Raw genomic sequence first — 13,186 nt, forward strand, 5'->3', positions numbered from 1 at the left:
AGCCCCTCTTAATTCAATTTAATCTGGACATCGACGCCTGCGGCGAGGTCCAGTTTCATTAAAGCATCTACTGTTTTATCAGTAGGCTCAACAATATCCATAAGACGTTTGTGAGTACGGATTTCATACTGTTCACGAGCATCTTTATTCACGTGTGGCGAAATCAATACAGTGAAACGTTCTTTTTTGTCGGTAACGGTATAGGTCCGTTAATACGAGCACCAGTACGTTTCGCTGTTTCAACGATTTCTTTTGCTGACTGATCAATCAAACGATGATCAAAAGATTTCAGCCTAATTCTAATAGTTTGGGTTGCTGCCATTTCTATTACTCAACGATTTTACTAACGACACCGGCACCAACTGTGCGGCCGCCTTCACGAATAGCAAAACGTAACCCTTCTTCCATCGCAATCGGTGCAATCAAAGTTACGTCCATCTTAACGTTATCACCAGGCATAACCATTTCTACACCTGATGGTAATTCACATGCGCCTGTTACGTCTGTTGTACGGAAGTAGAACTGTGGACGGTAACCATTAAAGAATGGTGTGTGACGACCACCTTCGTCTTTCGACAGTACATACACTTCCGCTTCAAAACGTGTGTGTGGCTTGATAGTGCCTGGGTGTGCCAGTACCTGACCACGGTCTACGTCTTCACGTTTTGTACCACGTAACAAGACACCTACGTTGTCCCCTGCTTGACCTTGGTCTAACAGCTTGCGGAACATTTCAACACCTGTACAGGTGGTTTTTTGGGTATCTTTAATACCAACGATTTCTAATTCGTCACCTACTTTGACAATACCGCGCTCTACACGACCGGTAACAACTGTACCGCGACCTGAGATTGAGAATACGTCTTCAATCGGCATCAGGAAGGCACCGTCAATGGCACGTTCTGGTTCTGGGAAGTAGGTATCCATCGCTTCGGCTAAACGGATGATTGATGGTGCACCAATCTCGCTTGTGTCGCCTTCCAAGGCTTTCAGTGCTGAACCAACAATGATAGGTGTGTCATCACCTGGGAAGTCGTAGCTGTCTAACAGTTCACGGACTTCCATTTCGACTAATTCAATCAGTTCTTCGTCATCCACCATGTCAGCTTTGTTTAAGTAGACAATGATGAAAGGTACACCAACCTGACGTGATAACAGGATGTGTTCACGTGTTTGTGGCATAGGGCCGTCTGCTGCGTTAACAACTAGAATCGCGCCGTCCATTTGTGCCGCACCGGTGATCATGTTTTTAACATAGTCAGCATGGCCTGGGCAGTCTACGTGAGCGTAGTGACGATTTGCTGTTTCGTATTCGACGTGAGCTGTTGAGATAGTGATACCACGCTCTCTTTCTTCTGGTGCGTTATCAATATCCGCGTAATCTTTGAATTCACCACCAGACATTTCACCCAACACTTTGGTGATCGCCGCTGTCAGCGTAGTTTTACCATGGTCAACGTGACCAATAGTGCCCACGTTGACGTGGGGTTTTGTACGTTCAAATTTTGACTTGGACATTCTCGTCTACCTCGTTTAACTTACGTTATTTAGTTTTGTTAATGATCGCTTCTGCAACATTGTTTGGTATTTCACTGTACTTGGCGAACTCCATAGAGTAGGTAGCTCGACCTTGTGTAGCAGAACGCAAATCAGTTGCGTAACCAAACATTTCTGCAAGAGGCACTTCAGCCTTAATAATTTTTCCACTAGGCGCATCGTCCATACCACTGACCATACCGCGACGGCGATTCAAATCACCCATCACATCGCCCATATATTCTTCGGGTGTTACCACCTCAATATCCATTACAGGTTCTAGCAGAACCGGAGATGCTTCTAAAGCGCCATTCCGGAAAGCCATTGAGCCTGCAACTTTAAAAGCCATTTCGCTGGAATCGACATCATGATAGGAACCATCAAACAGGGTTACCTTGATATCTTCCACAGGGTAGCCGGCTATTACACCATTTTTCATCTGCTCTTGTATACCTTTATCTACAGATGAAATATATTCTTTTGGCACAGTGCCACCAACAACCGCATTTTCAAAGGCATAGCCAGCACCTTGCTCTTGTGGTTCGATCTTGATCCACACGTGACCATATTGACCTTTACCACCACTTTGGCGCACAAATTTACCTTCTGCATCAACAGTTTTACGAATTGTTTCACGATAGGCGACTTGTGGAGCACCGACATTAGCACTGACACTAAACTCACGTTTAAGACGGTCGATGATAATATCCAGATGAAGCTCACCCATACCTGCGATAATGGTCTGAGCTGACTCTTCATCGGTAGAAACTCTGAAAGAAGGATCTTCTTTAGCTAATTTGCCAAGAGCAATGCTCATTTTTTCTTGGTCAGCCTGAGTTTTTGGTTCAATAGCAACAGAAATGACAGGCTCAGGAAACTCCATTCTTTCCAGTGTGATTTTATGGTCTATATCACAAAGCGTTTCACCTGTTATCGTATCTTTCAAACCGATTGCAGCAGCAATATCACCAGCGCGAACTTCTGATATCTCTTCTCGACTATTAGCATGCATTTGGACTAGGCGACCAATACGTTCTTTTTTTCCTTTCAAAGGATTAAAGACAGCATCACCAGATTTTAATACACCAGAATAGACACGGAAAAAAGTTAAGGTACCGACAAAAGAATCTGTTGCTATTTTGAATGCAAGTGCGGCAAATGGGAGCGAGTCGTCAGCTTCACGAGTTTCGTATTTTTGATTGTCGACGTCGACCAAACCTTTAATGGCTGGTACGTCATTTGGTGCAGGCATATATTCGACCACAGCATCAAGAACAGCTTGAACACCTTTATTTTTGAACGCTGAACCACAAAACACAGGAACGATTTCATTAGCAAGAGTTTGGTTACGGATGCCTTGCTTGATTTCATCAAGCGTTAATTCACCAGCTTCAAGATACTGGTTCATCAATTCTTCACTTGATTCCGCTGCTGACTCGACAAGAGCTTCATGATACTTCTGGCATTCAGCTGACATGTATTCTGGGACATCGCGTAACTCGTACGTGACGCCTAAGTCTTCCTCGTTCCAATAAATGGCTTTCATTTGAACAAGGTCAACCACACCTTCAAATTCGTCTTCGGCGCCAATAGGTAACTGCATCGCTACAGGCTTTGCACCAAGACGATTCTTGATCTGGTCAATGACTCGAAGAAAATTAGCACCCTGGCGGTCCATTTTGTTAACGAACGCGAGACGAGGTACATGATATTTGTTAGCTTGACGCCAGACGGTTTCTGACTGAGGCTCTACCCCCTACAGCGCAAAATACGGCTACCGCGCCATCAAGAACACGAAGAGATCTCTCTACTTCAATCGTAAAGTCTACGTGACCTGGGGTATCGATAATGTTGATTCGATGTTGCTCAAATTGTTGATCCATACCGGCCCAAAAACAGGTAGTAGCAGCTGAGGTAATGGTAATTCCACGCTCCTGTTCCTGTTCCATCCAGTCCATAACAGCAGCACCATTGTGAACTTCACCAATTTTATGCGAAATACCTGTATAGAACAGCACGCGCTCAGTTGTCGTGGTTTTACCCGCGTCAATATGAGCCATGATGCCTATATTTCGGTATCTGTTAATAGGTGTAGTTCGTGCCACTATTAGCTACTCTTAAATCAACAATGTTAAAGAACAAATCGTCACCAGAACAAAGCTGGTGACGAGCAAATATTTTTTAGAAGCGGAAGTGCGAAAATGCCTTGTTTGCTTCTGCCATACGGTGTGTATCTTCTTTTTCTTAACTGCAGTGCCTTTGTTTTCATAAGCATCTGCAATCTCACCAGCCAAGCGCATACCCATTGATTTTTCGCCACGTTTACGTGATGCTTCAACCAACCAACGCATCGCAAGAGCCACGCGGCGTTCTGGGCGAACTTCGACCGGAACCTGATAAGTTGCACCACCAACACGGCGAGATTTTACTTCGACCATTGGACTGATGTTTTCGATGGCTTTTTGGAAAACTTCCAGACCATTTGCAGATTTACTTTCAGCAACTGAATCCAGTGCGCCATATGTAATTTTTTCTGCAACTGACTTTTTACCATCTTTCATGATGACGTTAATAAACTTGGCTAAACCGATGTTTTGAAACTTCGGATCAGGCAGTACTTCACGTTTAGCAACAACCCTTCTTCTTGGCATTTGTCTTTCCTAATACTTTATACGTTTAACGCTTAAGTTTTGTACTTAGCCCTTCGGACGCTTAGCGCCGTACTTAGAGCGGCCTTGGCGACGAGCAGACACACCTGAGGTATCTAAGGCGCCACGAACTGTGTGATAACGAACACCAGGTAAATCTTTAACACGACCACCACGGATAAGAACAACACTATGTTCTTGCAGGTTATGGCCTTCACCACCGATGTAAGACGTCACTTCAAAACCGTTTGTCAAACGAACACGAGCAACTTTACGCATCGCTGAGTTAGGTTTTTTTGGTGTAGTTGTATAAACACGAGTACATACACCACGGCGTTGCGGACATGCTTGCAAAGCCGGTACATTATTCTTTTTCTTTTGTTTCAATCTTGGCTTACGAACCAACTGATTAATTGTTGCCATTAGTACAACCTTAACAAATATCTATCGATGGTATCCTGCGATACTATTATTCTCGCATTACCATTCATTAAAAAGCGGGCACCCATCGAAGAGTGCCCGACAAAGAAGACGAATTCTATAACGTATGACTAATTACGTCAATACTTATTATGAAACCTCTTTGATTTCTTCGTCTTTATCTTCTGAAGTCAGCGCAGTCTTTGTCACCGGTGACTCACCTAATGCCTCCTGACGACGACGTTGACGTTCCTTGTGGTACGCCAAGCCAGTACCTGCAGGAATCAGACGACCGACTATAACGTTTTCTTTCAGGCCACGTAAGTTATCACTCTTACCTGTGACAGCAGCATCTGTCAGAACGCGCGTTGTTTCTTGGAACGAAGCCGCAGAAATAAAGGACTCCGTTGCCAGTGACGCTTTAGTAATACCCAGTAATAAAGGTGTGAACGTACATTCTACTTTTTCTTTAGCACGCAACTCATCGTTCGCATCTAAAGCGCGGTCATATTCAACCTGCTCACCTTTCAAGAATTTACTATCACCGACAGAATCGATTTCTACTTTGCGTAACATTTGACGCACAATCACTTCAATGTGCTTGTCGTTAATTTTTACACCCTGTAATCGATAGACTTCTTGTACTTCACTTACCATGTAGTTAGCTAAAGCGAGAACACCTTTAAGACGCAAGATATCATGCGGATCTTCAGGTCCATCAACTAACATTTCACCCTTCTCAATGTGCTCACCTTCAAATACTGAAACGTGACGCCATTTCGGAATAAGCTCTTCATATGGCTCACCCTCTTTTGGTGTGATAATCAGTCGTTGCTTACCTTTCGTTTCTTTACCGAAGCTAACTGTACCGGTGATTTCAGCCATCAATGCAGGGTCTTTAGGCTTACGCGCTTCAAATAAATCGGCAACACGTGGTAGACCACCAGTGATGTCACGAGTCTTACTACTTTCTTGAGGGATGCGCGCTACGATATCACCGATTTCAACTTCTTGGCCGTCGCTTACACGAACAATCGCACCACCAGGAAGGAAGTACATCGCTGGTATATCAGTACCAGGAATAAACACATCACTACCATTCGCATCTGTCAGGCGAACCATTGGACGCATGTCTTTTGCTGAACTACTACGCTGCTTTGGCTCACGAACAATAAGGCTTGTCAAACCAGTCACTTCGTCTACTGTTTTATCAACTGTAACACCTTCAACTAAATCACTTAGTTGAACGATACCAGCAACTTCCGTTACGACCGGATGAGTGTGTGGATCCCAGTTTGCTACAACTTGACCAGCATCAACAGCATCGTTATCCGCCACCGTCATTTCAGCACCGTAAGGAATCTTATAACGTTCGCGCTCCCTACCGTTCTCATCAATTAAGTGTAACTCACCTGAACGAGATACGGCGATGAACTTACCCGCACTATTCTGTACATATTTGATGTTGTGATAACGGATATTACCTTTATATTTCAAGGCAACTGAATTATCTGCAGCCGTTCTCGATGCCGCACCACCGATGTGGAACGTACGCATTGTTAACTGTGTGCCAGGCTCGCCGATGGACTGTGCAGCAATAACACCCACTGCTTCACCAACGTTAATTTTATGACCACGGCCCAAGTCACGTCCGTAACAAGCTGCGCAAACACCATAGCGAGATTCACAGGTAATCGCACTACGTACCAAGACTTCGTCAATACCTTCACTTTCGAGTTTATTTACAGCCGCCTCATCAATCATTTCACCAGCTGAAAGTACAATACGCTCGCCATCAGATGATTTCAGATCTTGTGCAACGACACGACCAAGCACACGTTCACCAAGAGGTTCAACAACATCACCACCTTCAATGATAGGTGACATGTTTAAGCCTAATGTTGTGCCACAATCTTCTTCGACTACAACCAAGTCTTGAGAAACATCGACCAAGCGACGTGTCAGGTAACCTGAGTTAGCTGTTTTCAATGCCGTATCGGCCAAACCTTTACGAGCACCATGAGTCGAAATAAAGTACTGTAAAACGTCCAGACCTTCACGGAAGTTTGCCGTGATCGGTGTCTCGATGATCGAACCATCTGGTTTAGCCATCAGTCCGCGCATACCAGCAAGCTGACGAATCTGAGCAGCAGAACCACGAGCACCAGAATCCGCCATCATATAGATAGAGTTCATCGATACTTGCTCAACAGCATTCCCTTCAGCATCCGTTACTGTATCCTTACCAATACCATCCATCATTGCTTTCGCAACTTGGTCATTTGTACGCGACCAGATATCGATAATTTTGTTATAACGTTCGCCATCAGTGACCAGACCAGACGCGTATTGTGAAGCGATTTCTTCCACTTCTGCTTCTGCTTTTGCCAATATGGTTGCTTTCTCAACTGGAATCACCATATCGTCAGCACCAACTGATGCGCCAGATTGTGTGGCTTGTGTAAAGCCTAGATACATTAGCTGGTCAGCAAAGATAACGGTATCTTTCAGACCGAGGCGACGGTAGCTAGTGTTGATTAAATCACCTATCGCTTTCTTCGTCATGGCACGGTCGACGACTGAGAATGGCAGTCCTTTTGGCACAATGCTAAATAAAATGGCACGGCCTACTGTTGTTTCTACACGAATGCGACGTGTTTGCTCAGGTTCTGGCAAAGTAATATCAGTTTCTTCTAAACGAACTGTTACTTTCGCATGCAGCGAAACAACTCTGTTATCGTAAGCACGACGCAGTTCTGAAAGGTCCGCAAAGACACTGCCTTCACCTTTTTCATTCACACGGTCACGAGTCATGTAGTAAAGACCAAGGACCACGTCTTGTGATGGGATAATAACGGGTTCACCATTTGCTGGTGACAAGATGTTATTAGTTGCCATCATTAAAGAGCGTGCTTCTAACTGTGCTTCTAATGATAAAGGTACGTGTACCGCCATTTGGTCACCGTCAAAGTCAGCATTGAATGCGCTACAGACGAGTGGGTGCAATTGAATAGCTTTACCTTCAATGAGTAGTGGTTCAAAAGCTTGAATACCTAATCTATGCAGAGTTGGTGCACGGTTAAGCATAACTGGATGCTCACGAATAACGTCTTCCAGAATATCCCAAACTTCAGGTCCTTCACGCTCAACCATTTTTTTGGCAGCTTTGATAGTTGTCGCCAATCCTGCACGCTCTAATTTGCCGTAGATAAATGGTTTAAATAGTTCTAAAGCCATTTTTTTAGGCAGGCCACACTGGTGTAACTTCAGGTATGGACCAACCACAATAACTGAACGACCAGAGTAATCGACACGTTTACCTAACAGGTTTTGACGGAAACGACCTTGCTTACCTTTAATCATGTCTGCCAAAGATTTCAATGGCATACGGTTTGTACCAGTAATTGCACGACCACGACGACCATTATCTAATAATGCGTCTACTGACTCTTGCAGCATACGTTTTTCATTACGGACAATGATATCTGGTGCATTCAGATCTAATAAGCGTTTAAGACGGTTATTACGGTTGATAACACGACGATAGAGATCATTGAGATCAGATGTCGCGAAACGACCACCATCAAGAGGTACTAAAGGACGAAGATCTGGTGGGAGTACAGGCAGTACTTCCATTACCATCCATTCTGGCTTATTGCCAGACTCATGGAAAGCTTCCATTAACTTCAGGCGTTTGCTCAGCTTTTTGATTTTCGTTTCTGAGTTTGTACCATCGATTTCTTCGCGGATTGTTTCAATTTCTTTGACGACATTGATGTTACGAAGTAACTGTTGAACAGCTTCAGCACCCATACGAGCGTCAAATTCATCACCGTATTCTTCAACGGCCTGCAAGAACGTTTCGTCAGACAGCAACTGGCCCTTCTCCAAAGGAGTCATGCCTGGATCAACAACGATAAATGCTTCAAAGTAAAGCACGCGTTCGATATCACGTAGTGTCATATCCAGAAATAATGAAATACGTGATGGTAGCGATTTCAGGAACCAGATATGTGCTACTGGGCTTGCTAATTCAATGTGACCCATACGTTCACGACGTACTTTAGCTACAGTGACTTCAACACCACATTTTTCACAGATCACACCACGGTGTTTTAAACGCTTATATTTACCACATAAGCATTCGTAATCTTTTACTGGACCAAAGATTTTGCAGCAGAACAAGCCTTCACGTTCTGGTTTAAAAGTACGATAGTTGATGGTTTCAGGTTTTTTGACTTCACCGAACGACCATGACCTCACCATTTTTGGTGAGGCAAGGCCGATGCGAATGGCGTCAAATTCTTCTGGCTGAGTTTGTTGCTTTAACAAATTAAGCAAGTCTTTCATCTTTCATTCTCCGCTGCCGTTAAACGGCTAATATCTTGATTATCTGTAACAACCCGGTATGACTTATTCATCGACCAAATCGACATCAATACCAAGTGAGCGAATCTCACGGGTTAATACTTTGAATGATTCAGGCATACCTGCATCCATTCGATAATCACCATCAACGATGTTTTTATAAATCTTAGTACGACCGTTCACATCATCTGACTTCACAGTTAACATTTCTTGCAATGTGTATGCTGCACCATATGCTTGCAGTGCCCACACCTCCATCTCACCGAAACGCTGACCACCAAACTGCGCTTTACCACCCAGAGGTTGTTGTGTAACCAAGCTGTATGGACCAGTAGAACGTGCATGCATTTTATCGTCAACCAAGTGATTCAGTTTCAGCATGTGCATATAACCAATAGTGACTGGACGGTGGAAGAAATCACCAGTTCTGCCATCAATCAATTTTGCTTGGCCGCTACGTGGTAGCCCAGCTAATTCAAGCATGTTTTTGATTTCATCTTCGTCAGCACCATCGAATACTGGCGTTGCCATTGGCACACCACCTTGAAGGTTTTTAGCCAACTCGATAACTTCGTCATCTGATAATGAATCCAGATCTTCTTTCGTACCGCTAGTGTTATAGACCTTATCCAAAAAGCCACGCAGATCAGCAATAGACTTCTGTTGTTCCAACATTTCTTGAATGCGGTAGCCTAAGCCACGCGCAGCCCAACCAAGATGAACTTCCAGAATCTGACCGATATTCATACGTGAAGGTACACCCAATGGGTTCAGTACGATATCAACCGGACGACCATCTTCGGTATATGGCATATCTTCCACAGGAACGATATTTGAAATAACACCTTTGTTACCATGACGACCCGCCATTTTATCACCAGGCTGAATACGACGTTTCACAGCCAGGAAGACTTTAACCATGCGTTGCACGCCAGGAGCAAGGTCATGACCTGAAGTCAGTTTTTCTTTCTTCAGCTCAAACGCTTCTTCCATTTCCAGACGATACTGTTTCAGGTGGGCATTCGCCTGTTCAAGTTGTGTATTGAGTTCTTCTGACTCCATACGAAGATCAAACCATTTAGCATGCTCTAAACCAGCTAGATAGTCTTTAGTCAGTTTAGTACCGGCTTTCAGGTTTGGACCACCTTCAGCAACTTTGCCTACTAAAGCACGTTCCAGACGTTCAAACACGTCTTCAACCATAATACGGTTCTGATCTTTTAAGTCAGCCCAAACTTTCTCAAGTTCCGCTTTCTCAATTTCACGTGTACGTTCGTCTTTTTCCACACCATCGCGTGTAAAGACTTGGACATCAATAACTGTACCGTAGGTACCAGATGGAACCCGTAATGATGAATCTTTAACATCCGCCGCTTTTTCACCAAAAATGGCTCTTAGCAGTTTTTCTTCTGGTGTTAACTGTGTTTCACCTTTCGGAGTCACTTTACCAACAAGAATATCACCAGGTTTAACTTCAGCGCCCACATAGACAATACCGGACTCATCCAATTTAGCCAGTGCACTTTCACTGACGTTAGGAATATCACTAGTCACTTCTTCTGTGCCGAGCTTGGTATCACGGGCTAAACAGTTCAGTTCCTGAATGTGGATAGTGGTGAAACGATCTTCTTCGACCACACGCTCGGAGACAAGAATCGAATCCTCGAAGTTGTAACCATTCCAAGGCATGAAGGCAACCAGAATGTTTTGGCCTAATGCTAATTCACCTTTATCTGTCGATGGACCATCAGCAAGTACGTCACCTGCACCAACCACATCACCTGGTTTAACGATTGGACGCTGATTGATACATGTACTTTGGTTAGAACGAGCGTATTTGATCAGGTTATAAATATCGACACCAGATTCAGAACCTTCAGTTTCTGCATCATTAACGCGGATAACGATACGGCTGGCATCAACAGAATCGACCACACCGCCACGTTTGGCTGTAACCATAACGCCAGAATCTTGTGCTACAACACGTTCGATACCTGTACCAACTAAAGGTTTATCAGCACGTAATGTAGGCACGGCTTGACGCTGCATGTTCGAGCCCATCAAGGCACGGTTAGCATCGTCATGTTCGAGGAATGGAATCAATGATGCTGCTACCGATACCACCTGACGAGGTGAAACGTCCATCAACTGCACTTGTTCAGATGGTGTCAGTGATGATTCGTTACGATAACGACAATGAACCATGTTCTCTGCAATAGAGTTATCATCATTCAGTGCAATTGTTGCCTGAGCAATTTTATACTCACCCTCATCGATAGCAGACAGATAGACAATTTCATCTGTCGCTTTACCATCGATGACTTTACGATATGGTGTTTCGATAAAGCCATATTCGTTGGTACGAGCATAAGTCGCCAGCGAGTTGATCAACCCGATGTTTGGACCTTCAGGTGTTTCGATTGGACACACACGACCGTAGTGCGTTGGATGTACGTCACGCACTTCGAAGCCTGCACGTTCACGAGTCAGGCCACCTGGGCCTAACGCAGAAACACGACGTTTATGTGTAACTTCTGATAATGGATTGTTCTGGTCCATGAACTGTGAAAGCTGACTTGAACCAAAGAACTCTTTAATTGCAGCAGCTACAGGTTTTGCATTGATCAGCTGTTGTGGCATTAAGCCTTCTGATTCAGCGATGCTCAAACGTTCACGTACAGCACGTTCAACACGGACCAAACCAACACGGAACTGGTTTTCAGCCATTTCACCAACACTACGTACACGACGGTTGCCTAAGTGATCGATATCATCGACAACACCATTACCGTTACGGATAGCGATTAGTTCTTTCAGGACATCCAGGATATCTTCTTTAGATAAAGTCCCTTCACCTTCCATTTCTTCACGACCCAGGCGACGGTTGAATTTCATTCTACCGACGCTAGATAAATCGTAACGATCTAATGTAAAGAATAGGCTAGTGAATAAGTTTTCAGCAGCATCTTCAGTTGGTGGTTCACCTGGGCGCATCATGCGATAGATTTCTACTTTTGCCTCTAATGGGCTATGTGTTTCATCTAAACGCATTGTGTCAGACATGAACGGACCATCATCCAGATCATTAGCATAGATGGTTTCAATTTCATTGATATCGAAACGAGCAAATGCTTCTAACAGATCTTCGGTGATTTCATCATTAGCAGAAGCCAGTAATTCACCCGTTTCTGGGTCAATCATGTCTTTGGCGATGACTTTGCCGACAAGATAAGTTGATGGAACGGTCAGCGAACTAATACCTGACTTTTCCATACGACGGATGTGACGGCCAGTGATTTGGCGTTCAGCCTCAACAATGACTTCACCATCATTATCAACGATTTCAAACGGTACTGATTGGCCACGTAAACGTTGTGGCTCTAGCTTCATTTCGAAGTTATCACCTTTGCGGACAAAGCTATCTGTACTGAAGAAAATCTCAAGGATTTCTTGGTTGTTATAACCCAATGCTCTCAGTAGAACAGTTGCAGGGAGTTTACGACGACGATCAATACGAACAAATACTGAATCTTTTGGATCAAATTCAAAATCTAGCCATGAACCACGGTAAGGGATCACGCGTGCGTTGAATAAGATTTTACCGGAAGAGTGAGTTTTACCGCGGTCACTGTCGAAGAACACACCAGGTGAACGGTGTAGTTGCGACACGATGACACGCTCAGTTCCGTTAATGACAAAGTTACCTTTTTCAGTCATTAACGGGATTTCTCCCATATATACTTCCTGCTCTTTAATGTCTTTGACGACTTTTGACTTTGCAGGGGCATCTTTGTCATAGATGACAAGACGCATTTTAACTCTTAAAGGTGCGGCATAGGTTACACCGCGCAGTTGACATTCTTTAACGTCAAATGATGGAGTGCCTAAACGATAGCTGACATACTGTAGCTCTGCCATGCCTGTATGGCTCTTGATAGGGAACACAGATTCAAATGCGGCATGTAAGCCTTTTGCTCCGCGCTCATCTGCAACGACGCCCATCTGCAGGAAATCCTGATAGGAATTCACCTGGGTAGCTAGAAGGTTTGGAACTTTCAAGACACTTGGACGCTTGCCAAAATCTTTACGAATCCGTTTTTTCTCGGTAAACGTATAGGCCATTTATTACACCTCGAAGAACGTCCTGAGTTCACTTTTGTGGACTTCAGGAAAGATTGTTTTCTTAATGGTCAGTAATATGCACTGACCAGCAA

At 44.1% G+C, this 13,186-nt stretch carries 4 protein-coding genes and 3 pseudogenes; all 7 read right to left on the reverse strand.

What is annotated here, in order from left to right; translation table 11 throughout:
• Positions 1 to 8 precede the first annotated feature (8 nt).
• The 7 genes and pseudogenes from rpsJ to rpoB all read right to left on the reverse strand — a co-directional run bounded on the left by rpsJ (position 9) and on the right by rpoB (position 13,094).
• A pseudogene (gene rpsJ / locus QUE24_RS05130) lies at positions 9 to 322 on the reverse strand (30S ribosomal protein S10).
• Positions 323 to 327: 5 nt separating this feature from the next.
• A complete protein-coding gene (tuf, locus tag QUE24_RS05135) occupies positions 328 to 1,518 on the reverse strand; it encodes an elongation factor Tu (protein WP_286305549.1) in 1,191 nt (396 codons plus the stop codon).
• Positions 1,519 to 1,543: 25 nt separating this feature from the next.
• Positions 1,544 to 3,641 (reverse strand): annotated as a pseudogene (gene fusA / locus QUE24_RS05140) (elongation factor G).
• Positions 3,642 to 3,717: 76 nt separating this feature from the next.
• Positions 3,718 to 4,187: pseudogene (rpsG, locus tag QUE24_RS05145) on the reverse strand (30S ribosomal protein S7).
• A 45-nt stretch (positions 4,188 to 4,232) separates the two neighbouring features.
• The gene (rpsL, locus tag QUE24_RS05150; RefSeq protein ID WP_007144668.1) at positions 4,233 to 4,607 is read right to left on the reverse strand and encodes a 30S ribosomal protein S12; all 375 of its coding nucleotides are present in this window, start codon (positions 4,605 to 4,607) and stop codon (positions 4,233 to 4,235) included.
• A 147-nt stretch (positions 4,608 to 4,754) separates the two neighbouring features.
• Entirely contained in the window at positions 4,755 to 8,954 is a 4,200-nt protein-coding gene (gene rpoC, locus QUE24_RS05155) for a DNA-directed RNA polymerase subunit beta' (protein ID WP_286305550.1), read from the reverse strand.
• A 63-nt stretch (positions 8,955 to 9,017) separates the two neighbouring features.
• Positions 9,018 to 13,094 carry a DNA-directed RNA polymerase subunit beta gene (rpoB, locus tag QUE24_RS05160; RefSeq protein WP_286305551.1) on the reverse strand — a complete coding sequence of 1,359 codons (4,077 nt, stop codon included), beginning with the start codon at positions 13,092 to 13,094 and terminating at the stop codon, positions 9,018 to 9,020.
• Positions 13,095 to 13,186: the final 92 nt, after the last annotated feature.

The sequence above is a fragment of the Methylophaga marina genome, assembly GCF_030296755.1.
Lineage (GTDB): Bacteria > Pseudomonadota > Gammaproteobacteria > Nitrosococcales > Methylophagaceae > Methylophaga > Methylophaga marina.